We start from the raw sequence: 24,121 nt of genomic DNA on the forward strand, positions 1-24,121 counted from the left end.
CATGGACCGGGCAGGCGCCCTTGCCGCGCTGGGCGGCATCTATCTCGGCCAGTCGCTCATCGGCGGGCTGACCTTCCAGGCGACGCCCGCCTTGCTGCGCGCCAGCGGCCATGGGCTGGAGCTGATCGGGCTGCTGCCGCTGCTGATGCTGCCCCAGGCGCTGAAATTCCTCTGGGCGCCGGCGGTGGAAAGGCTGCGCCTGCCCGCCGCGGGCGGGCGGCGATCCCGCCGCATCATCCTGGCGGGGCAGGTCGTGGCGGCGGCGCTGATCCTGCTGCTCGCCACGGGGTCGGAGCCGGGGCGCGTCCTGCCGCTGCTCGCCCTGGCGGCGGTGGTCGCCGCCACCCTCGACATCGCCTGCGACGCCTTCGCCACGGAGCAGCTCCCGCCACGCGCCTATGGCTGGGGCAATGCGATGCAGGTGGGCGGCGCCTATCTCGGCCTGATGCTGGGTGGCGGGCTGTTCCTGGTGGCGGTGGAGCGGCTCGGCTGGACCCCCGCCATCATCGCCCTGGCCGCCCTGCTCCTGCTCGCCGGGGTGCCGCTCTGGCGGATCGTCGAGGCGCCGCTGCCCGTTCCGGGCCAGGCCGCGCCGCCCGGCCGGCCGTCGCTGCGCCTCGCCCTGGCCAGGCCGGAGATGCGGCGCGGCCTCGGCGCGGTGGTGCTGGTCCAGCTTGGCCTGCGCATGGTGCTCGCGATCCAGACGCCCTTCCTGGTGGATGCCGGGCTGCGGCTGGAGGCGCTGGGCCTGCTGAGCGGCCTGGCCGGCACCGCCGCCAGCCTGCTGGGCACGCTGCTGGCGGCCGCGGCGGCTGCGCGCCGGGGGCCCTTCGCGCTGATCCGGCCGCTGCTGGCGGCGCAGGCCGTTCTCTTCCTGGCGCTCGCCGCCGCCGCTGCCGCGCCGGGCGTGCCGCTGGCCGTCCCCGTCGGGCTGGCGCTGCTGCTCGCCCTGGTCACCGGCATGACCTTCGTCTCGGTCTATGCCGCGATGATGGGCTGGGCCCGCGGCGCGCAGCCGGGGGTGGATTTCAGCCTGCTGCAATGCGCCGATGCGCTGACCGCCGCCCTGGCGGGGTCCGGCGCCGTCGCCCTGGCCGGGTGGCTGGGCTACCAGGCCGGCTTCGCCCTGGCGGCGCTGCCCGCGCTGCTGGCGGCCGGGCTGCTCGGCCGGACCGTCGCCGGCCGACCGGCGCTGGCGGAAGAGTCGCGGGCGGGATGACGCAGGCGGCAGCCGCGCCCCTGCGCGTCGCCATCCATTGGCGCTTCGTGGGCGGGTGCGGCCGCCCGGCCTTCGACGCCGCCGCGCTCACCGCCGAGGAGCGGGCGGCGGCTTGCCGCTTCCTACGCCCGGCCGATGCGGCGCTGTGGCTGGAAAGCCGCTTCCTGCTGCGGACGACGCTGGCGGCGCGCCTGGGGGTTGCCCCGGACCGGCTGACCTTCCGCCGCTCCCGCCATGGCAAGCCGGCGCTGGATGGGCTGCTGCGCTTCAACCTGTCGCATGCCGGCGGGCTGGCCCTGCTCGCCGTGGCGGAAGATCGGCTGGCCGAGCTGGGCATCGATGTCGAACGGGCGGACCGGCCGGTGACGGAGGCGCTGATCCGCGCCGCCACGGCGCCGGCGGAGGCGGCGGCGCTGCTCGCCCTGCCCGAGGCGCGGCGGGGCGCGGCCTTCCTGGAGCTGTGGACCCGCAAGGAGAGCCTGCTGAAGGCTGCCGGCTGCGGCCTCTCCCAGCCGGTGCGCGCGGTGGCGCTCGATCCGCGGGACGGGCGGCTCCTGGCCCTGCCGCCCGCGCTGGGCCGGCCGGAGGAGCACCGGCTGCTGAAGCTGGCGCTGCCGGCCCCCTACCTCGCCGTCCTCGCCGTCCGCGACCCGCTGCGCCGCCCGGTGCTGCCCGAGATGACGCCTCCGGCGTGAGGCGCGCCGCTGCCCGCCAGGGGGCGGTCCGGCGGGGCTGGCGTCGCCGCCCCGGCCCGCGCCACCTGGGAGGGCGGGGCGCCGTATTCCCGGCGGAACAGGAAGGCGAAATGGCTCGGATTGGCGTAGCCCACCGCCAGCGCGGCCTCGGTGATGCTCGCCCCGTCCTCGGTGATCATGCGGTGCGCCGTCCGCAGCCGCACCTGCTGCAGGAAGCGGTTCACCGTCACGCCGAAGCGCTGGCGGAAGCCGAGCTTCAGCCGCTTCTCCGTCAGCCCGGCTTCGCGGGCCAGGGCCGCAATGGTCCAGGGCTCCTCCGGCCGGGCGGAGAGCAGCGCCCTCGCCTGGTGCAGCGCCTCCAGGTCGCGCGGCGCCGGGCCCGCGAGCACGGGCGGCTGCCGGATCAGCCCGGCGCAGGTGAAGAGCATGTCGAGCGCCCCGCGCTCCAGCACCAGGTCGCCTTCCGGCCGCGTGCTCGGCAGGCGGCTCAGCATGGCCGCGACGGTGGCGAGCCGCTCCGGCGTGGGCAGGAGGCCGATCCAGACGGAGTCGAGGGCGATGTGGGTCAGGGGATGGCCGCGCCCGGCGCCGGCGAGCGGCTCGAGCAGGCCGAGGCCGCGCAGGAAGTCGAGATCCATCCGCAGCTCGGCCGCGCGGAACCGGGAGCGCCGCGGCAGGCGCATGCCGCCGGTCACGGCCTCCTGGCAGAAGCAGAAATAGGTCATCCCGCCGGCATAGGGGATGGGGCGGGAGGCGGCGCGGCCAGGCTGCCGCACCCAGCTCTGCCCGGCCCCTTCCAGCAGCACGGTCACGGTGAGGCCCGCCGAGATCTCGCCGCCATCCGGCATCTCCCCGGTGAGGGTGATATCGTAGAGCCCCAGGTCGAAGCCCGGGCGGATGCAGAGGCGGCGGCAGGCGCCGGTCATGGTCTGCGGGCCCGCCAGGCGTGCCGCCAGCTCGGCCTCCAGCATGGGGAGGATGTCCGTCGCCTCGGCGTGGCGCAGGGCGCGCTCCTCCAGCGTCAGTTCGTCGGTCAAGGCATAGGTCGGTGGCATGGTCGCCCCGGCTAAATGCGAATGCGTCTCATTATCAAAATGTCGCCCCCGACGCAATGCCAACTTGTGCCAAATCCGTCCATCCCCGGCCCTGCATCCGGTGGTTGTACCGCCCCCCCTTGCTTTAGCCATTCGCCCCGCAAGCCCTGGCAGGGGGACAGCCGAATGGATCGCGCAGACGCTGCGGAGGAAGGGCCCCCGGACAAGCCCGCGGCCCACGGCAAGAGCCCACCGGGGGGCGTCGGAGCCCTGTTGCGCCTGGTGGCGCCGGTGCGCGGGCGCCTCTTCCTCGCCTGCCTGCTCGCCGTGCTGGGCACCCTCTCGGCGATCGCGCCGCTGCTGCTGCTGGGCGGGATGATCGCCGCCGCCGCCGCGGGGCAGGTGGAGCGCGTGCCCGTCCTGGCGCTCGGCGCAGCGCTCGCCCTCCTGGTGCAGGGCCCCGCCATGGGCGCCTCCACCGGCATCGCCCACCACGCCGCCTTCGATTTGCTGCACAGCCTCCGCCGCCGGCTGGTGCGCCACCTCGCTACCCTGCCGCTCGGCTATTTCACCGCGCGGCAGACCGGCTCGATCAAGCGGGTGCTGAACGAGGAGGTCGAGGCGATCGAGCTGTTCGCCAGCCACCAGCTACCGGACGTGGTGGCGGCCGGCGCGACCGTGCTGGCCCTGGCCGGCGTGCTGGTCTGGGCCGATTGGCGCATGGCCCTGGCGGTGATCGCCGTCATCCCGCTCGCCAGCCTGGCGCAGATGCTGATGATGCGCGGGCACGGCACGAAGATCGGCAGCTATTTCGGGCGCATCGGCCAGGTGAACGCCGCCGCCGTGGAACTGGTGCAGGGGCTGGAGACGCTGCGCACCTATCCCGGCGCCCGGATCATCCGCGACGGCATGCACCGCCAGATCCGGGAGCTGCACGCCTTCTCCGAGGCATGGCGGCGCGAATGGATGCCGCCCTGGGTCTTCTACACCGTCATCATCGGTGCCTCGCCGCTCTTCGCCCTGCCGCTCGGCCTCTGGCTGCACGGCACCGGGCGGATCGAGGTGCCGACGCTGATCTTCTGCCTGCTCGGCGCGACGGGCCTCGGCCTGCCGCTGCTCAAGCTCGCCCTCTACACGGAGATCCTGCTGCGGGTGCAGCAGGCCGAGAGGAAGATCCGGGCCCTGCTGGAGACGCCCTCCCAGCCCGTGCCCGCCGCGCCGCTCGCGCCCGTGCCGGGCGACATCGTCTTCGAGGGGGTGTGGCTGGAGCAGGAAGGCCACGCCACGCTGCAGGAGGTGGATCTGCGCATCCCGGCCCAGGGCATCACCGCCATCGTCGGCCCTTCCGGCGCGGGCAAGACCAGCCTCGCGCGGCTGATCGACCGCAGCCTCGACCCTACGCGCGGGCGCGTGCTGATCGGCGGCCAGGATATCGGCGAGGCCGACCCGGCGGCGCTGGCGCGGCTGGTCGGGGCGGTGACGCAGAACATCTTCCTGTTCGACGACACGATCCACGAGAACATCCGCATCGCCCGGGCCGGCGCCACGGATGCGGAGGTGGTGGCGGCGGCGCGCGCGGCGCATTGCGACGGCTTCATTGCCGCCCTGCCGGAGGGCTACGCGACCCGGGTGGGGGAAGGCGGCGCCAGGCTGAGCGGCGGCCAGCGCCAGCGCCTGGCCCTGGCGCGCACGCTGCTGGCGGAGCTGCCGATCCTGGTGCTCGACGAGGCGACGAGCTTCGTCGACCCGCTGCACGAGGTGCTGCTGCAGGATGCGGTCGGGCGGCTCGTCGGGCGGCGCACGGTGATCGTCATCTCCCACCGCCTCGACAGCGTCGAGCATTGCGACCGGATCGTGCTGATGGAAGGCGGCCGCATCCTCGGCGCCGGCACCCATGCGGCGATGCTGGAGAGCGTGCCGCGCTACCGCGCGCTGTGGCAGATGCAGAGGGAAAACCTGGCCTGGGAGCTGGGGCAGGAGGGCGCCCAGGCGGCACCGCCCGAGCCGGGCCGCGTCGCGGCGGGAGGCGTGCCATGAAGGCGATCCTCCAGCTCTTGCGCGTGGCCAGGGAGGAGCGGCAGGCCATCCGCCGCGCCATCGCCTGGCGCCTGGCGGAGAGCGTCTGCTCGATCCTGCCCTTCCTGGTCCTGTTCCTCGCCTTGCTGCCCCTGCTGGACCCGAACGATGCCCGCGCGCCGGACTGGCTGCGCGGGCCCCTGGCGCCGCTCTGGGCGGCGCTGCTGATGCTGCTCGCCTATCTGGGCCAGGCCTTCTGCGCCAACCGCGCGGCGGAGCTGGGCTACGGCGCTGGCTACCGGATGACGGCGCGGCTCCGCGCGCGGCTGGTGGATCACCTGGCGCGCCTGCCCATGGAGTATCTGCGCGGCCGCGACACCGGCGACCTGACCGCCGTGCTGATGCAGGACGTCACCGCCGTCGAGATGATGCCCGGCCTGCTGCTGCCGCGCTTCGTTGCCGCGGTGAGCCTGCCGCTGCTGGGCGTCGCGACGGCCTTCGCGGTCGAGCCCCGCGCCGGGCTGGTGCTGCTCCTCGCCCTGGCGGTGGCGGTGGCGGTGCTGGCGGTCTGCCAGCGCATGCTGCGCGTCGCCAGCGAGCGGCGGAGCGAGGCCATGGCCCGGCTGAACGGCCGGCTGCTGGAATTCGTGCAGGGCATCCAGGTGGTGCGCGCCTTCGGCCTGGCCGAGGGCCGGCTGCGCCGCCTGGAGGAAGCGCTGGCGGAGGGGCGGAACAGCGGCCGCGCCATCACGCTGCGCTTCGTGGTCCCCGCCGTGGCGGTGCCCGTCGCGCTAGCCCTGGGGGCCGGGCTGCTGCTGGCCCTGGTCGCGGAGCGGCTGCTGGCCGGCGGCCTGGGCAATGCCGAGGCGCTGCTGCTGGTCCTGGTGGCGCTGCGCCTCTTCGCGCCGCTGGCCGAGGCGGTGGAGTTCTCCGCCATGGTCCGGCAGATGGAGGTGGCGGTCGCCCGGGTGGACGCCGTGCTCGAGGTGCCCGCGATGCCGGCGCCGGTGGCCGGGCCCCGCCCGGCCGACACCACGATCCGGTTCGAGAACGTCTCCTTCAGCTATGGCGGCGTGCCGGTGCTGCGCGACGTCTCCTTCACCGCCGGGGGCGGCGGCGTCACCGCCCTGGTCGGCGCCACGGGCGCCGGCAAGACCACCATCGCGCGGCTGCTGACGCGGGAGTGGGACCCGCAGGCAGGGCGGGTGACGATCGGCGGCATCGACCTGCGCGACCTGCCGCCCGGGGCCATCGCCGAGCTGATCGGCGTCGTCTCGCAGACCATCGTCCACTTCTCCCTCTCGGTGCGCGACAATCTGCGCATCGGACGGCCCGAGGCCACCGAGGCGGAGCTGCGCGCCGCCCTGCGCGCCGCGCGCTGCGAGGAATTCGTCGAGCGGCTGCCGCAGGGGATCGACACCGTGCTGCGCGGCGCCGGCGCCGCCCTGTCCGGCGGCGAGCGGCAGCGCCTGGCCCTGGCACGGCTGTTCCTGAAGGACAGCCCGATCATCGTGCTGGACGAGGCGACCTCCGCCCTCGATGTCGAGAATGAGCGGCTGGTTCAGGAGGCGCTGGCGGAGCTGGTGCGCGGCCGCACCGTGCTGGTGATCGCCCATCGCCTGTGGACCGTGCGCGGGGCGCAGCGGATCGTGGTGCTGGACCAGGGCCGGGTGCTGGAGCAGGGCGACCATGCGTCGCTCTGGGGCACCGACGGCGCCTATCGCGCCCTGTGGCAGGCGCTCCGCCAGGCGCCCGGCTGGCGCCGCCTGGACCCCGCCGCCCCCATCCCCAGCCTGCCAGGAGCCGCCGAATGAGCCGCACCGCCGTGCAGCCCCACAGCATGCCGGTGCTGACGCCCGACCCGGCGAACCGGCACGCGCCCTTCCCGCTCACGGACATCCAGCACGCCTACTGGATCGGGCGCGATGCCACGCTGGAGCTCGGCAACGTCTCCTGCCACGCCTATTTCGAATGGCGCCTCGCGGCACTGGACATCGCCCGGCTGGAGGCGGCTTGGAATCGGCTCGTCGCTCGCCATGACATGCTGCGCGCCATCGTGGAGCGCGACGGCCGCCAGCGCATCCTCCCGGAGGTGCCGCACCACCCGGTTCCGGTGGAGGATCTCTCCGCGCTCCCCGAGGCGGCGCGCGCGGCGCGGCTGCTGGCGGTCCGCGAGGCGATGCAGCAGCGCGTGCCGGAGGCGTCGCACTGGCCGCTCTTCGCCATCCGCGCCACGCGCCTCTCGGCCACCGAGCTGCGCCTGCATATCGATCTCGACCTGCTCACCGTGGATGTGCAGAGCTTCCACATCATCCTGGGCGAACTGGAACGGCTCTATGCGCGGCCGGAGGCGGAGCTGCCGCCGCTCACCCTCTCCTTCCGCGACTATGTGCTGGGGCGCGGCGCTTTCGGCGACCAGGCCCGCCATGCCGCCGACCGCGCCTGGTGGCTGGAACGGCTGGAGACGCTGCCGCCTGCGCCGCAATTGCCGCTCGCCGTTGCGCCGCACAGCATCGCGCGGCCGGATTTCGTCCGCCGCCACGCCACCATCCCCGCCGATGCCTGGCGCCGGTTCGAAGGCTTCGCCGCGCAGCGCAACCTCACCGCCTCCGGGGCGCTGCTCGCCGCCTATGCCGAGGTGCTGGGGCAATGGTCGCGGCAGGAGGCATTCTGCCTGAACCTCACCCATTTCCACCGCGAGCGGCTGCACCCGGACGTGGACTCCATGGTGGGAGATTTCACCTCCGTCGTGCTGGTGCCGCGCTCCGCGCCGGAACCGGGTGCCGGCTTCGCCGCCCGCGCCCGGCAGATGCAGAAGGAGACCTGGTCCGCGCTGGCGCATCGCCAGTTCAGTGGCATCGAGGTGATCCGTGCGCTGGGGAAGCGCGATGGCGGCGGCCGCGGCACGCCGATGCCGGTGGTGTTCACCAGCCTGCTCGGCCTTGACATCGATGCGCTGGTCGCCCATGGCGGCGAGGGCGCGCCGCTGCTGCCGGAGCCGGAGATCGTCTACACCGCGACGCCGCAAGTGTGGTTCGACCACCAGGCGATGGTCCGCCAGGGCTCGCTCGTCTTCAACTGGATCACCATCGACGCGCTGTTCCCGGACGGCATGGTCGCCGCCATGTTCGGCGCCTATTGCGCCCTGCTGCGCCGCCTCTGCGAGGAAGAGGCGGCCTGGGACGCGCCCGTTCCCGCCCTGCTGCCGCCGGCGCAGCGCGCCGTCCGCGCCCAGGCGAACGCGACCGCGCGCGAGATCCCGCCGCGCCTGCTGCAGGCAGGCTTCCTGGACAACGCCGCGCGCAGCCCGGAGCGGGTGGCGCTGCGGTGGCGCGACCAGACCTGGAGCTATGGCCGCCTCGCCGCCGCCTCCGCCGCCATGGCGGCGCGGCTGCGCGACGCGGGGGTGGCGCCGGGCGGCCGCGTGGTGCTCTCCCTCCCGCGCGGCCCGGCGCAGATCGTGGCCGTGCTCGGCATTCTCCAATCGGGCGCCGCCTATGTGCCGGTGGCCACCGACATTCCCGCCGACCGCCTCCGCCTCATACTCGAGGATGTCGGCGCCGCCGCGCTGGTGACGGAGCGGGCGGAGTGCGCCTGGCCCGTGCGGCTGGCGCCCGGGCTCGATGCCGCCGCCATGCCGGCGGCGCCAGCCGGCGCGCCCGGCAGCCTCGCCTATATCCTCTACACCTCCGGCTCCACCGGCCGCCCCAAGGGCGTCGCCATTTGCCACGAAGCGGCGTGGAACACCGTGGCGGATGTCAACCACCGCATCGGCCTCGGCGGGGATGACAGCGTGCTGGCCGTCTCCTCCCTGGGCTTCGACCTTTCCGTCTATGACATCTTCGGCCCGCTCGCGGCCGGCGGCGCCGTCGTGCTCTGCGAGGATGCGCGCCGCCTCGATCCGCGCCACTGGCTGGAGCTGCTGCGGGCGCATGGCGTCACGCTGTGGAATTCCGTGCCGGCGCTGCTCGACCTGCTGCTGGACGAGGCCGGCGACACCGGTAGCCTGCCGCTCCGGGCCGCGCTGCTGAGCGGCGACTGGATCCCGCTCGGCCAGCCCGCCCGGCTGCGCAAGCTGGCGCCGGCGGCGCGCTTCATCGCCATGGGCGGCGCCACCGAGGCGAGCATCTGGTCCAACATCATCGAGGTGGAGAGCGTGCCGCCGCACTGGCGCAGCATCCCCTACGGCTTCCCGCTGGCCAACCAATCCTACCGCGTGCTGGACCGGGAAGGGCATGACCGGCCGGACTGGGTGACCGGCGAGCTGCATATCGGCGGTGCCGGCCTCGCGGAGGGCTATTGGAACGATGCGGCGCAGACCGCGCGCGCCTTCATCGCCGCGCCGGATACCGGCGAGCGCCTCTACCGCACCGGTGACCTCGCCCGGTACTGGCCGGATGGCATGCTGGAATTCCTCGGCCGCGAGGACACCCAGGTGAAGATCGCTGGCCATCGCATCGAGCTCAGCGAGATCGAGGCGGTGCTGGCGGCGGCGCCCGGCGTGCGCGAGGCGGTGGTGACGGTGGTGGAGCGCGAGGCCGGCACCCGCCAGCTCGCCGCCTTCGTGCTGGACGAGCCCATGCCGGCCCCGCACCCGCCCGCCGACGCGGCCGCCATCGCCTGCGCGGCGGGCTATGCCGAGGCCGCCATCTCGCCAGAGGGCCTCCGCCGGGTGCGGGAATTCCAGGCCGCGGCAGACCGCGTGGCGCGCATCGCCGTGACGCGCACCCTGGCGCAGCTCGCCGCCGGTGCGCTGCTGCCCGACCCACGCTTCGCCATGCTGCTGCGGCAATGGCGGCGCATGCCGGCGGAGCAGGGCGATCTCGACGCCGCCTGCGCCGCGCTGCGGGACATGCCGGCCTGGCCGGGCGCGGAGCTGCTAGCCGGCTGGATCATTGCCTGTGCCCATCAGGCCGGCGAATTGGTTGCCGGCCGGCAGGCGCCGCTGGAACTGCTCTTCCCGGGGGCCGGGCTGCAGCATGCCGACAGCCTCTACCGCCACAACCCGGCGGCCGAGAGCCTGGGCCAGGTGGCGGCCACCATGCTGGCCGCGGCGCGGCGGCCGGCGCCGCTGCATGTGCTGGAAGTCGGGGGTGGCGTCGGCTCCGCCACGGCACCGCTGCTGCCGGTGCTGGAGGCGCCGGGCCTGTCCTATCACTTCACCGATGTCTCGCTCTTCTTCCTCGATGCGGCGCGCGAGCGCTTCGGCGCCTCCGGTGCGCTGTCCGTCGGGCGCTTCGACATCAACCGCGACCCGGTGGGCCAGTCCCTGCCACGGGAGAATTTCGACCTCATCATCGCCTCCAACGTGCTGCACGATGCGGCGGACCTGCCGCGGAGCCTTTCCTGGCTGCGTGGGCTGCTGGCGCCGGGCGGGCGGCTGCTGATCATCGAGGCGACGGTGAACACGCCGGTGCAGATGATCACCGGCGGCTTCCTGGAAGGCTTCGTCGCCTTCGCCGATTTCCGGCGCGCCGCGGGGCTGCCGCTGCTCAGCCTGCCGCAGTGGCAGGAAACCCTGGCCCATGCCGGCTTCGACCTGGTGCATGTGGCGGGCGAGGCGCTCGGCCTCGGCCAGCACGTCCTCCTGGTGCAGCGCCAGGACGGGGCAGATGCCGCCGCGCTGCGCCAGCACGCGGCGCGGCGCCTGCCGGGCTACATGGTCCCCGCCTTCCTCCGCGTGCTGGACCGGCTGCCGCTCAGCGCCAATGGCAAGGTGGACCGCAATGCGCTGAAGGCGCTGCTGCCGCCGCTGGGAAGCGGCGCTGCCGGGACGGAGGGCCGGGAGCCCCGGACGGACGCCGAGCGTGCCCTGGCGGAGATCTGGTCCGGGCTGCTCGCCACGCCCATCCGCTCGGCGGAGGCGCATTTCTTCCGCTGCGGCGGTGACAGCCTGCTGGCCATCCGCCTGGTGCAGCGCGTGCGCGAGAGGCTGGGGCGCGAGCTGCCGCTGCGCAGCGTGTTCGACCTGCCGGTGCTGCGCGACCTCGCCGCCTCGCTGGACGCCGGGCCGCAAGCGGGCGAGGGGTCGCGCCCGGTGCTGCTGCTTTTCCCGGGCAGCGACGGCGTGCCCCGGGCTTTCGCCGCGATCGAGGCGGCGCTCGGCGAGGCGGTGGAATGCCGCGCGCTGGACCTCGCCTCGCGCGATCCCATGGCCTTCGCGCGCGACCCCTTCGCGGCGGCGGCGCGCGTCGTGGAGGAGGCGCTGGGCGGCAGGCCGGAAACCCGTGCCGTGCTGCTCGGCGGCTGGTCCTCCGGCGCGGTGCTGGCGGCGGCGGTGGCCGCGCGGTGGGAGGCGGCCGGCCGCGCGCCCGCCGGGCTGGTGCTGCTCGATCCGGTGGACTGGCACCGGCACGAGGCCTTCGCGCGGCGCGCGGAAGCGCTGGCGCACCAGGCGCCGGACTGGATGCGCCGCATCGTGGCGGCGCAGCTCGGGGCGCTGGCGGGTTTCCGCCCTGTCGCCATCTCCTGCCCTGCCCTCTGCCTCTGGGCAGCGCGGCGGGAGGCAGGCTGGCCGCCACCGGAGCCCGCCTGGGCCGGCATCCTCGCCGGGCCAAGGCGTGATCTGCGGCTCGACGCCGACCACTGGTCGCTGCTGCGCGACGGCGGCAGCGTCGCCGCCATGGCGGCCGCCATCGACGATTTCATCGCAACGGAGGCCGTGCCGTGAGCAGGGACAGCTTCCCGCATCTCTGCGCCCGCATCGCCGGGCATGCGGTCCGCCGCGGCGACCATGTGGCGCTGCGCTTCGACGGCGCGCCGGGCGCCCCGGCGGGCGTTCTGACCTACGCGGCGCTGCATGCCCGGCTGGAGGCCATGGCCGCGGCGCTGCTGCGGCAATTCCGTCCGGGCGACCGCGTGCTGCTGCTGCTGCCCACGGGGCTGCAATATGTGGAGGCGATGCTGGGCTGCTTCCGCGCCGGCATCATCGCCGTGCCGGTGAACCTGCCCGGCCCGTCGCGCGTGCGGCGTGTGCTGGGCAAGATCGTGCCCATCACCCGCGACGCCACGCCCGCCGGCGTCGTCACCACGCGGGAAATCGCCGCGGAATCCGGCGCGGCCTTCGCCGAATTCGCGGCAGCGCACGGGCTGCTTCCCTTCCTGCTCGAGGATGCGGCGGAAGGCGGACGGCCGGAGGCAGTGGCGCCGCGCGGCGAGGAGATCGCCTTCCTGCAATACACCTCGGGCTCCACCGGCGAGCCCAAGGGCGTGATCAACACCCATGCCGCGCTGCTCGACAATTACGGCGCCATCAGCCGGGTCACCGGAAGCGGCCCGCAGACGGTGCTGGTCAATTGGATGCCGCTCTATCACGATATGGGGCTGATCGGCGGCGTGTTGCATGTGCTGCATTTCGGCGGCACCTCCGTCCTGCTTGCCCCGGCCCGCTTCGCGCAGGACCCGCTGCTCTGGCTGCGCCTCGCCACCGAGCATCGAGCCACCCTGCTGCCGGCGCCGAATTTCGCCCTCGACCTCTGCGTGCGGCGTGTGCCGGAGGAGGCGCTGCCCACCCTCGACCTCGCCAGCGTGGACAGCGTGGTGGTCGGCGCCGAGCCCATCCGCCCCGCCACCCTGCGCGCCTTCGTTGAGCGCTTCGCCCCGGCGGGGCTGCGGGAGGAGGCGCTGTGCCCGTCCTACGGCCTAGCCGAGGCCACGCTCATGGCCTGCGGCACGCGGCGGCGCGGCAGGCTGGCGCCGCTGCATCTCGATGCCGGCGAATTGCTCGCGGGCCGCGCCGTCACGGTGGCGGCGGAAGCGCCGGGGGCGCGCGCCTATGCCGCCAGCGGCGATGATTTCGTCGGCCAGGAGCTCCGCATCGTCGATCCGGCCACGCGGCGGGAGCGGCCGGAGGGCCATATCGGCGAGATCTGGTTGCGCGGCCGCTCGGTGGGCCCCGGCTACTGGAACCGGCCCGAACTGACTGCGGAGACCTTCCGCGCCGCCCTGCTGGCCGAGGATGGCACGGAGTGCGGGCGCTATCTGCGCACCGGCGATCTCGGCTTCGTGCTCGGCGGACGGCTCTGCGTCACCGGCCGAACCAAGGACGCCATCATCCTGCGCGGCGAATGCCACTATCCGGCCGATGTCGAGCATACGGTGGAGGGGCTCGACCCACGCCTCGTGCCGCAGGGTGCCGTCTGCTTCGGGGTGGAGACGCCGGCAGGCGAGGGCGCCGTGCTGCTGCTGGAAGCAGCGCGCGCCACGCCGGAAGACGATGCGCGGCTGATCGAGGCGGTGCGCGCGGCCGTGGCGGCCGGGCACGGCTTCACGCCGCATGCCGTGGGCCTCATGCGCCATGGCATGCTGCGCCGGACCACCAGCGGCAAGATCCGCCGGGTGGAGATGCGCCGCGCCTGGCTGGCGGACGAGATCCCGCTGCTCGCGGAGCGGCGCTGGTCGGCGGAGGCGCCACCACCACCGCCGCCCGCGATGACGGAGGATCTGCAAGCAAGGCTGCGGCGCGCGGGGCCGGCGCAGCGCAGGCTGCTGCTGCTCGACGCGATCGGCGCGGCGGTGCTGCCGCTGCTCGGCCGCGCCCCCGGGGAGCGCCTGCCGGAGGAAGCCGGCTTCTTCGATCTCGGCCTCGATTCCGTCTCCGCCGTGGAGGTGGCCGCGACGCTGCAGGCGCGGCTCGGCCTGCCCTTGCCGGAACTCGCCGCCTTCGAGAATCCCACGATCGGCAGGCTCGCCGACCACCTGCTGTCGCTGCTGGCGCAGCAGGATGCGGCCGCGCCCGTGCCCGCCGCGCCGCGCGTGCCGGGCGACGAGCCCATCGCCGTGATCGGCATGGGCTGCCGCTTCCCCGGCGGCGCGCTGGGCGATCGGCGGAGCCCGGACGAATTCCTCGACATACTGCTGGAGGGCAGCCCCGCGATCCGCGCCGAGACGCGCGACGGCACGCGGCGCGAGGGCCATCTGCTCGAGGCGATCGAGGGGTTCGACGCCGCCTTCTTCCGGCTTTCCCCGCGCGAGGCTGCCTCGCTCGACCCGCAGCACCGGCTGGTGCTGGAGACCGCCTGGCATGCGCTGGAGGATGCCGGCATCCCGCATGACAGGCTGAAGGGCAGCGCAACGGGCATCTATCTCGGCATCACCGCGGGCGAATACGGCATGCTGCCCTTCGCCGCCGGCGACGCCGCCGCCTTCGACGCGCATTACGGCACCGGCAACGCGCCGGCCGCCGCCGCCGGCCGCCTCGCCCACCTGCTCGGGCTGGAAGGCGAGGCCGTGGCGGTGGACACCGCCTGTTCCTCCTCCCTCGCCGCGCTGCATTTCGCCTGCCGCAGCCTGCGCGCGGGCGACACCGACCTCGTCCTCGCGGGCGGGGTACAGGTGCTGCTGGCCCCGGAGGTGGAGGGCGCGCTGCGCCGCGCCGGCATGCTGGCGGCCGATGGGCGGTGCAAGACCTTCGACGCCGATGCGGATGGCTATGCGCGCGGCGAGGGGTGCGGCGTGCTGGTGCTGCGCCGCCTGGCCGATGCGCAGCAGGATGGCGCGCGGATCCACGCCGTCATCGCCGGCACCGCGCTGCGGCAGGAAGGCCCGCGCAGCGGCCTCACCGTGCCGGACCAGGCGGCGCGCCTGGCGCTGATGCAGGGCGGGCTGCGCCGCGCCGGCTGGCGGCCGGAGGAGATCGACTATGTCGAACTCCACGGCACCGGCACGCGGCTGGGCGACCCGATCGAATTCCGCTCCCTCGCCAGCCTCCATGCCGGCGTGGCGCGGCAGGCGCCGCTGCTGCTCGGCACCGCCAAGACCGCGATCGGCCATCTGGAGGCGGCGGCGGGGATTGCCGGGATGATCCGCACCGTCGCGGCGCTGCGGCGGGGCGTGGTGCCGCCGCATCCGCTGCGGCGCCTCAACCCGGCCATCGACCTGGCGCGCATCCCCGCCGCGCTGCCGGAACGGGCGGTGCCCTGGCCGCGCCTCGGCAGGCAGCGCCGCGCCGCGGTGGTCTCCTTCGGCTTCTCCGGCACCATCGCCCAGGCCCTGGTGGAGGAAGCGCCGCCGGCCGCCGCGCCAGCGGCCGAAGCGCCGCCGCCCTGGCTGATGCTGCCCGTCTCCGCCCGCTCCGCCGCCGCCTTCGCACAGCTGCGCGATGCCTGGGAGGCGCGCATCGCGGTAGGCGATGCCGCCGCCCTCTGCCGCGGCGCTGCGCGCCAGCGGCCGCATCTCGCTTGGCGCGGCTGCGCCCATGGGGTGGACCCTGCCGCGCTGCTGGACTCCTTGCGGTCGCTGAAGCCGATGGAAGCCGCCGCGGCGCCGCGCATCGGCCTGCTCTTCACCGGCCAGGGCGCGCAATATCCCGGCATGGCGCAGGGCCTGCTGGAAAGCAGCCCCGCCTTCCGCGCCGCGCTGGAGGAGGCCGATGGCGCGCTGCGCCCCTGGCTCGGCCGCTCCGTCATCGCGGCGATCCGTACCGCCGATGCGGCAAGGCTCCGGCAGACCGCGCTCGCCCAGCCCGTCATCTTCGCCATCGGCTACGCCCTGGCGCGGATGTGGGAAAGCTTCGGCATCCGCCCTGCCATGGTGGCCGGGCATTCGGTGGGCGAATTCGCCGCCGCCGTGGTCGCCGGCCATCTCGCCCTGGAGGATGCGGCGCGCTTCGTGGCGGAGCGCGGCCGGCTGATGCAGGCCCTGCCGCCGGGGGCCATGCTCGCCCTCCGCGCCACGGAAGCGGTGGCGCTGCGCCTGGCGGAGGGGCTGCCCGGCCTCTCCCTCGCCGCCGCCAACGGCGCCGAGGCGATGGTGCTGGCCGGCGAGACGGCGCAGATCGAGGAGGCGGCGCGGCGCGCGCAGCAGCACGGCGTGCTGGGCCAGCGTCTCGACGTCTCCCACGCCTTCCATTCACCCATGATGGAGCCCGTGCTGGGCGCGCTGTGCGAGGTGGGCGAGCGGCTCAGGCCGGGCACGGAACGCATGGTCTTCATCTCCACCCTGCGCGGCGCGGCGGTGGTCCCGGCGGAGCTGGCCTCCGGCGCCTATTGGGCAGCGCATGCGCGCGAGCCGGTGCGCTTCGCCGAGGCGCTGGGCGCCATGGCAGGGCTGGGCTGCGACGTCCTGCTGGAGATCGGCCCGCGCCCCACCCTGCTGCCCCTGGCCCGCCGCGCCTGGCCCGGCGCCGCGCCCGCGCCGCTGCTGCTGCCCAGCCTCGATCCGGCTCGCGCCGATGCCGCGGTGCTGGCCGGCAGCCTCGCCGCGCTCTACGCCGCCGGGGCGGAGCCGGACTGGCAGGCGGTGCTGCCCGGCGCGCTGCCGCCGCCCGATTCCCTGCCGCTCTACCCCTTCGAACGGACGCCGCACTGGTACGGCTTCGCGCCGCGCGCCCCGCAGCCCGTGACGCCGGCCGCGCCCGAGGGGCTCTACGCGCTGGACTGGGAGGAAGTAAGGCATGGCGCGCCCGCCTGGCCGGAGCGCCTGGTGATCGTGCCGGACCATGGCGGCGTGGCGGGGCGGCTGCTGCCGCTGCTGCAGGCGCGCGGCGTGGCGGCGCGCGCCGTGGACGGGCGCGACCGGCGCGGCCTGGAGGCGGCGCTGCGCCCGGGCGACGAGCTCCTCTTCCTGCGTGGCCTCGATGGCGGGGAGGATGGCGAGGAGGTGGTCGCGGAACTCCTCGCTTTGGCGGACCACCTGAACCGGCACCATGCCGGCTGCACCCTCCGCATCGTCACGCGCGGCGCGGTGGCGCCGGCCGCGGGCGAGGCGCCCTTGGCCGCCGCGGCGATGGGCTGGGGCGCCGGCTGGTCGCTGATGGCGGAATGCCGCGACATCGCGCTGCGCCTGGCGGATCTCGACCCAGGCGTGGAGCCGGAGGCGGATGCCATCGGCGCGCTCCTCGCCCCGGACCTGCCGCCCGCCGCCGCCTGGCGCGGCGGGCAGGTTTTCCGGCCGCGCCTCGCGGCGCTGGCGCCAGCCGGCAAGGCCGCGCCGGGCGTCCGGCCGGATGCGGCCTATCTCGTGCTGGGCGGCTTCGGCGCCATCGGCAGCGCCATCGCGCGCTTCCTGGTGGCGCGCGGCGCACGGCATATCACCCTGGCATCGCGGCGCGCCCCGGATGCGGCGGGGCAGGCGCTGCTGGCCGAATTGCGCGCCGCAGGGGCAGAGGCCACCGCCATCTCCTGCGACATCGGCCGGGAAGAGGAGGTGGCGGCGCTGATCGCTAGCCTGCGCCATGGCCCCGAATTGCGTGGCGTCTTCCATGCCGCCGGGCTCGGCCTCTGGGGGGAGCTGGGGGCGGACAGCGCGGCGCAGTTCCGCCGCATGGCGGCGGCGAAGGTGGCCGGCAGCCTGAACCTGGACCGCGCCACGCGCGGCCTGGCGCTCGACCATTTCGTGCTGTGCAGCTCCATCGCCGGCATCTGGGGCTCCCGCTGGCAGGCGGGCTACGCCGCGGTGAACGCCTTCCAGGATGCGCTGGCCGCCGCGCGCCGGGCCGAAGGGCTGCCGGGTACCGCCATCGCCTGGGGCCCCTGGGCGGGCGAGGGCATGGCTGCCGACGCGGCGGCGCGGCAGGCGCTGGAAGCCACCGGCATCGGCGTGGCCGCGCCGGCCTGGTATCTGGAACGCCTGGCGCATCTGCTGGACGGCGAGGGACCAGCCTCGGTCGTCTGCGCCGATATCGGCTGGAACCGCTTCGCGCCGCTGCATGAGGCGGTGACCGGGGCGGGGCTGTTCGTCCGGCTGGCGCCGGGCGCCGTCACGCCGGCCGCGCCGCCCGCCCCGGCGCCGCCGGGCGACGCCGCGGCGCTGCTCGCCGGCATCGTCGCCGAGGCGCTGCGCCTGGACCCCACCGCCCTGGCGCCGGAGACGAACCTGCTGACGCTCGGCATGGATTCCATCCTGGCCATGGACATCGCCCAGCGCGTCCAGGCCGCGACCGGCCTGGCGCTGCCGCTGCGCGAATTGTTCCGCACCCCCAGCATCGCCGCGCTCGTCGCGCTGCTCGGCCCGGCGCCGCAGCGCGAGCCCGCTCCCGCCTTCACCATCACGCCCGATCCAGCGACGCGCCACGAGCCCTTCCGCCTGACGCCGCTGCAGCACGCTTATTGGGTCGGCCGCAATCCTGGCCTCGTCCTCGGCAACATCGCCTGCCATGCCTATCTCGAATTCGATCTCGAGGATCTCGATCCGGCGCTGCTCGAGGCGTGCTGGAACGCACTGATCCGCCGGCACGACTCTCTGCGCCTGGTCTTCGACCGCGCCGGACGCCAGCGCGTGCTGCCCGAGGTGCCGCGCTACGCCGTGGCGGTGCAGGATCTGCGCGGCAGGCCGGCGGAGGCCGTGGCAGCCCGCCTGACGGCCTGGCGCGACGAATTGTCGCACAAGCTCCATGAGGCGAGCGCCTGGCCGCTCTTCGCACTGCGCGTCAGCCAGCTCGACGCGCGGCGCTCCCGCCTGCATCTCAGCATCGACCTCCTGGTCGCCGATGCCACCTCCGGCCAGATCCTGCTCGCCGAGCTGGAGCGGCTGATGCGGCATGGCGGCGATGCGGCGGCGGCCGGGCTGCGCCCCATCGGCCTGTCCTTCCGCGACTACGTGCTGGCTGCCGACGATCCGGCGAGCGGCCTGCCGGCGCAGCGCGAGCGGGATCGCCCCTGGTGGGAAGCGCGGGCGGCGGAGCTGCCCCCGCCGCCGCGCCTGCCGCTGGCGCTGCGGCCGGAAAGCATCGCCGCGCCGCGCTTCACCCGCCGCCGCACCGTGATGGCGGCGGCGGAATGGGCGGCAGCCAAGGCGCGCATCGCCGCGCGCGGCCTCACCCCCTCCTCCTTCCTGCTCGCCCTCTTCGCCGAGGTGGTGGGGCGGTGGAGCGCGGTGCAGCAATTCACCCTGGCGCTCACCCTTTTCGACCGCCGCCCCTGGCATCCCGACATGGAAGGGCTGATCGGCGACTTCACCACCGTCACCCTGCTGCCGGTGGATCGCGGCGCCGCGCTGCCCTTCGCCGAGGCCGCTGCCACGCTGCACGAGGCCATGCTGGAGACGCTGGAGCACCGTGCCTTCGACGCGGTGGAGGTGCTGCGCCTGATCAACAACGGCCGCGGCGAGGAGGAGCGGGTGATGATGCCCGTGATCTTCACCAGCCAGTTCGGCGTGGCGGGCGAGGAGGCGGGGCTGATGGCGCATCAGCATGACGCCATCACCCAGACGCCGCAGGTCTGGCTCGACCATCAGGTGATGGAGATCGGCGGGGCGCTGGTCTGCAACTGGGACGCGGTGGAGGCGCTCTTCCCGCCCGGCGTGCTGGACGCCATGGCGGCAGCGCATGCGGCGCTGCTGCGCCGCCTCTGCACCGCGGAGGCGGCCTGGCGGGAACCCGCCGGCGACCTTTTGCCCGCCGCGCAGCTCGCGGTGCGCAGCCGCGTCAACGCCACGGCGGCGCCGCTTCCCACGCGTTGCCTGCACGAGCTCTTCTTCGACAGCGCCGAGCGCGAGCCGGACGCCATCGCCCTCATCGCGGCCGATGGCGTTGCCTGGCGCTATGGCGATCTCGCCGCGCAGGCCCTGGCCCTGGGCAAGGCGCTGGCCGATGGCGCGACGGCGCCGCTGCTGGGCCAGCGCATCGCCGTGCTGATGCAGAAATCGCCCTGCCAGGCGCTGGCGGTGCTCGCCATCCTCAGCCAGGGCGGCGTCTATGTGCCGCTCGATCCTGAGCAGCCCGATGCGCGGCTGGAGGCGATCCTGCGCGGCTCCGGCGTGATGCTGGCGGTGACGGAAGGCGCGCCGCCGCCGCGCCTCGCCGCGCTGCTGGAGCGCCTCGGCGTCACCGCCATCGCGGCCGCGCTGGGCGGGGAGGCACCTGCCACGCCGTTGGCGCGGCCGGCGCCGGCCGTGCAGCCGCGCGACCCGGCCTATCTGCTCTACACCTCGGGCTCCACCGGCACGCCCAAGGGGGTGCTGCTGGATCATCTGGGGCCGGTGAACACCGTGCTCGACATCAATGCGCGCTTCGGCGTGACGGGGAAGGACCGGCTCTTCGCCCTCTCCGCCCTCGGCTTCGACCTCTCGGTCTATGACCTGTTCGGCGCCTTCGCGGCCGGGGCGGCGGTGGTGTTCCCCGCTGCCGCCGCGCGGCGCGATCCGGCGCACTGGGCGGGGCTGATCCGCGAACACGGCGTCACCGTGTGGAATTCCGTGCCCGCGCTGTTCGACATGCTGGTGACGGAGGATGACCGCGACGCCCTCCGGCGGCTGCGGACCGTGCTGCTTTCCGGGGACTGGGTGCCGCTCTCGCTCCCCGGCCGCTTCCGCGCGGTGAATGCGGCGGCGCGGCTGATCGCCATGGGCGGCGCCACCGAGGCCAGCATCTGGTCCAATTGGTTCGAGGTGACGGAGGTGCCGGAAAGCTGGTCCTCCATCCCCTACGGCTATCCGCTGACCAACCAGCGCTACCACGTGCTGGATGCCGCGCTGCGCCATCGCCCGGACTGGGTGGAAGGCGATCTGCACATCGCCGGGCACGGCCTCGCCCTCGGCTACGAGAACGACCCGGCCCGCACCGCCGCCAGCTTCTACCCGCACCCCGCGACGGGCGAGCGCCTCTACCGCACCGGCGACCTCGCCCGCTACTGGCCCGACGGCACGCTGGAATTCCTCGGCCGGCGCGACATGCAGGTGAAGATCGGCGGCCACCGCATCGAGCTCGGCGAGATCGAGGCGGCGCTCGCCGCGCATCCCGCCGTGGCCAAGGCGGTGGTCGACGCGGTGGCGGAGGAGGGCGCGGACAAGACCTCCCGCACCCGGCGCCTGCATGCCTGGGTAGTGCTGAAGGAGGTGGGCGACGACCCCGCCCACCCCGTGCGCCGCCAGTTTCGCATCGGGGCGGAAGAGGCGGCGGCGCGCTGGCGCATGGCACGGGACGCCGCCGCCCTGCGGCTCGCCAGGGAGGCAGGGCCGGGCGACGCCGCTGCTCTTCGCAGCCTGCTCACCCGCGTGGCGCGGCAGGCGGCGCGGGACAGTCTGCGCGCCCTCGGCGTGACCGGCCGGCCCGGCATGCGGCTCGACCGCCGCGACGCCGCCGCGCGGCTCGGGGTGAGCGAGGCGATGCGCCCGGTGCTCGCCGACTGGCTCGCCCTGCTGACGGAGTCCGGCGATCTGCTGGAAGAGGGGGAGACGCTGATCGCCCCCCAGGGTTTCGCCGACACGGCGTGGCAGGGGCTGGCGGCGGAGGGCGCAGCGCTCGGCCTCGATGCTGCGCCGCTCGCCAGGCTGCGCGACGACGCCGCGCGCCGCGCTGCCGTGCTGCGGGGCGAGGCGAAGGCGCTCTCGCTCTTCTTCGGCAGCGGCGATGCCGCCCTTTCCCCGGAGGCGCTGTCGCGCGGCAGCCCCTCCGGCCCCGCCATGCTCGCCGCGCTGGCCGAGGCCCTGGCCGGGCTGGCAGGGCAGGACGGCACGCTGCGCATCCTGCAGCTCGAGGCGAGGCACGGCCTCGCCACGCTGGACCTGCTGCGTGCCCTGCCGGCAGCGGGTTGGTCCCTGACCGTGGCCGATTCCTCCCCCGCCTTCCTCGCGGAGGCGCGGGCCACGCTGGCGGCGGGCGGCTTCGCGGAGCATCCCGCCATCGCCTTCCACAGCATCGACCCCGCGCGCCCGCTGGCGGCGCAGGGCGTCGCGCCGGCGGCATGGGATGCGGTGCTGCTGTTCAACGCCCTGCACCGGACGGCGGATGTCGCCGCGCAGCTTCCGCGCCTCCGGGAGATGCTGGCGCCGGGCGGGCTGCTGCTGGCGCCGGAGATGGTGGCGGATAACGACCTTCAGCGCGTCACCATCGCGCTGCTGGGCGAGGGCGCGGCCAGCGTCGCCGACCGGCGGCGCGACATGGGCGTATGGCAGATGGGCGCGCAGCCCTGGTGCGAGGCGCTGCGCGATGCGGGCTTCACGGCCGCCGAGGCGCTGCGCCCGGCGAAGCCGCGCGACGATTTCGCGCTGCTCCTCGCGCAGCAGGCGGATCGCGTGGAGCTGCCCGAGATGGCGGCGTTGCGCGCCTTCGCCGCCACGCGGCTGCCGGCCTATATGGTGCCGCAATCCGTCATGGCGCTGCCCGCCCTGCCGTTGAGCCCCACCGGCAAGGTGGATCGGCGCCAGCTTCCGCTGCCGCCGCGGCACCGGGCCGCGCTTCCGGCCGAGGCGCTGGAGGGCATGGAGGCCACCATCGCCGAGGCCTGGCAGCAAGTGCTGGGCGTGGCGGTGGCGCAATCCGGCCAATCCTTCTTCGACCTCGGCGGGGACAGTCTCAGCGCCGTCCGGGTGGTGGAGGCGCTGCGTCGCCGCACCGGCATCCCCCTTCAGGTGCGCGACCTGTTCGAGCAGCCAATCCTCTCCGGCTTCGCCGCGCGGCTCCGGGAACGGCAGGCGGAGGCGCCGGCGGTGGAGGAGGATCTCCCCGCCCTGCTGCCGGCGCCGGCCGAGCGCCACGCACCCTTCCCGCTGACGGATGTGCAGGAGGCCTATTGGATCGGGCGGCAGGAGGGCTTCGCCCTCGGCCAGGTCTCCGCCCATCTCTACACCGAGCTGGAGGTGGACGACCTCGCCTTCGAAGCCGTGCAAACCGCCTGGCACCGCCTGGTCGCGCGCCACCCGATGATGCGCGCCGTGGTGGGGGAGGATGGCCGCCAGCGCGTGCTGCCCGCCGTGCCGCAGCTTCCGGTCCCGTATCGCGTGGCGGAGGACGCGGCGGCGGAGGCGGCGATCACCGCGGAGAACCGCGCCGCCATGTCGCATTGCCTGCGGCCGGCGGATCGCTGGCCGCTCTTCGAGGTGCGGGCGCTGCGCCGCGCCGATGGCGGGCTGCGCCTTTTCGTCTCGCTGGAGAACATGGTGTTCGACGGGCGCAGCATGGGCATGCTGCTGGCCGAATGGGGCGTCCTCGCCCGCGCCGCCGATCCCGACAGCGCGCTGCCGCCCATCGGCTGCGATTTCCGCGACTACGTGCTGGCGCTGCGCGCGGCGGAGGACACGCCGCGCTGGCACCGTGCGCTGGACTACTGGCTCGGGCGGCTGGAGACCCTGCCTGCTGCTCCCGCCCTGAAGCTGCTGCCCGCCGGCGAGGCGCCGCCGCGCTTCGCCCGCCGCGCGGCCGTGCTGCCCGCCGCCTCCTGGCAGGCGCTGCGGCGGCGCGCGCAGCAGCACGGGCTCACGCCCAACGCCGTGCTGCTTGCCATCTATGCCGAGGTGCTCCGCGGCAGGAGCCGCGCCGCGGATTTCACCCTGAACCTCACCCTGTTCCAGCGCCTGCCGCTGCATCCCGATATCGACCGGGTGGTGGGCGATTTCACCTCGCTGATCCTGCTGGAATGCCGCGGGGAGGAGGCGGCCGACCTGCTCGGCCGGGCGCAGGCGGTGCAGCGCCAGGTCGCCGCCGACCTCGCCCATGCGGAGGTGTCCGCGGTGCGCGTGCTGCGCGAGATGGCCCGCCGCACCGGCCGCCAGACCGGCCTGGCCTGCCCCGTGGTCTTCACCTCGGCGCTGGGCGCCGCGGGCGGGGCGGATGCCGGAACGGCGCTCGGCCGCATGGGCTGGGGCGTGAGCCAGACGCCGCAGGTCTGGCTGGACCAGCAGGTGCGCGAGGAAGCGGGCGCGCTGCTGTGGAACTGGGATGCGGTGGAGGCGCTGTTCGAGCCCGGCCTGCTGGACACGATGTTCGAGGCGCAGCGCCGCCTGCTGGACCGCCTGGCGACCGACGCGGCGGCCTGGACCGAGCCGCTGGAAGCGCTGCTGCGCGGGGCGGGGATTCCCCGCCCCGCGCATGGCCCGGCCGCCAGGCTGCTGCCGCCCCGCACGGCGCCGGCGCTGCGCAGCGTCGCATCCGCCGCCGATGACGCGGTGGCACGGCTGGAGGCGCTGGTGATGGCGGCGCTGGAACGCGAGACCGGCCTCGCCGCCGCGCGCGACGTCAATTTCTTCGAGGCCGGCGCCACCTCCCTCTCGCTGATCCGCGTCTGCCAGGCGCTGCGGAGCGAGCTCGGCATCGTACTGCCGGTGGTGGCGCTGTTCGAGCATGCCAGCCCGGCGGCGCTGGCGGCGCACCTGCGCCATCTCGCCGAACCCGTGGCGCGGCAGGCCGGGGCCGCCGCGCTGCTGCCCCCGGGCGCGTCGCGCCGGCCGCCTGCGGCGCGCCGCGTCGCCGCGCGGCAGCGCGCCCGCGCCCTCTGACCCCTTCC

7 protein-coding genes are annotated in these 24,121 nt (G+C 74.9%); 6 read left to right on the forward strand and 1 reads right to left on the reverse strand.

Annotated features, from left to right (window positions below; all coding sequences use genetic code 11):
• The first annotated feature begins 1 nt into the window (after position 1).
• Together E5N76_RS29385 and E5N76_RS06865 are read left to right on the forward strand one after the other, a co-directional pair.
• Positions 2 to 1,219, forward strand: coding sequence for an MFS transporter (locus tag E5N76_RS29385; protein ID WP_187830022.1), 1,218 nt, complete (start codon positions 2 to 4; stop codon positions 1,217 to 1,219).
• Positions 1,216 to 1,914: a 4'-phosphopantetheinyl transferase family protein gene (locus E5N76_RS06865; RefSeq protein WP_187830023.1), complete on the forward strand. Its 699-nt coding sequence runs from the start codon at positions 1,216 to 1,218 to the stop codon at positions 1,912 to 1,914. The genes E5N76_RS29385 and E5N76_RS06865 overlap by 4 nt, the downstream gene beginning before the upstream one ends.
• On the opposite strand, the gene E5N76_RS06870 is transcribed toward E5N76_RS06865, so the two are convergent.
• A complete protein-coding gene (locus E5N76_RS06870) occupies positions 1,842 to 2,951 on the reverse strand; it encodes an AraC family transcriptional regulator (RefSeq protein WP_187830024.1) in 1,110 nt (369 codons plus the stop codon). The two genes, E5N76_RS06865 and E5N76_RS06870, sit on opposite strands and share 73 nt — an antisense overlap.
• Positions 2,952 to 3,230: 279 nt before the next feature.
• Here E5N76_RS06870 and E5N76_RS06875 point away from each other — a divergent pair, with 279 nt between their 5' ends.
• Genes E5N76_RS06875 through E5N76_RS06890 form a run of 4 tightly spaced genes read left to right on the forward strand, consistent with a single transcriptional unit; the run spans position 3,231 to position 24,113 of the window.
• Positions 3,231 to 4,985: an ABC transporter ATP-binding protein gene (locus tag E5N76_RS06875; RefSeq protein WP_235907623.1), complete on the forward strand. Its 1,755-nt coding sequence runs from the start codon at positions 3,231 to 3,233 to the stop codon at positions 4,983 to 4,985.
• The gene (locus E5N76_RS06880; protein ID WP_149536554.1) at positions 4,982 to 6,778 is read left to right on the forward strand and encodes an ABC transporter ATP-binding protein; all 1,797 of its coding nucleotides are present in this window, start codon (positions 4,982 to 4,984) and stop codon (positions 6,776 to 6,778) included. Before E5N76_RS06875 ends, E5N76_RS06880 begins: the two co-directional genes overlap by 4 nt.
• The gene (locus E5N76_RS06885) at positions 6,775 to 11,634 is read left to right on the forward strand and encodes a non-ribosomal peptide synthetase (protein ID WP_149536555.1); all 4,860 of its coding nucleotides are present in this window, start codon (positions 6,775 to 6,777) and stop codon (positions 11,632 to 11,634) included. Before E5N76_RS06880 ends, E5N76_RS06885 begins: the two co-directional genes overlap by 4 nt.
• The gene (locus tag E5N76_RS06890) at positions 11,631 to 24,113 is read left to right on the forward strand and encodes a non-ribosomal peptide synthetase/type I polyketide synthase (protein WP_149536556.1); all 12,483 of its coding nucleotides are present in this window, start codon (positions 11,631 to 11,633) and stop codon (positions 24,111 to 24,113) included. Before E5N76_RS06885 ends, E5N76_RS06890 begins: the two co-directional genes overlap by 4 nt.
• Positions 24,114 to 24,121: the final 8 nt, after the last annotated feature.

Origin of the sequence: Siccirubricoccus phaeus (genome assembly GCF_008360935.1) — a bacterium.
Taxonomy (GTDB): Bacteria; Pseudomonadota; Alphaproteobacteria; order Acetobacterales; family Acetobacteraceae; genus Siccirubricoccus; species Siccirubricoccus phaeus.

Bases quoted from the DNA above. Each gene is read 5' to 3' on its own strand.
- E5N76_RS06885 (WP_149536555.1), top strand. From the start codon at position 6,775: ATGAGCCGCACCGCCGTGCAGCCCCACAGCATGCCGGTGCTGACGCCC.
- E5N76_RS06865 (WP_187830023.1), top strand. From the start codon at position 1,216: ATGACGCAGGCGGCAGCCGCGCCCCTGCGCGTCGCCATCCATTGGCGC.
- E5N76_RS29385 (WP_187830022.1), top strand. From the start codon at position 2: ATGGACCGGGCAGGCGCCCTTGCCGCGCTGGGCGGCATCTATCTCGGC.
- E5N76_RS06880 (WP_149536554.1), top strand. From the start codon at position 4,982: ATGAAGGCGATCCTCCAGCTCTTGCGCGTGGCCAGGGAGGAGCGGCAG.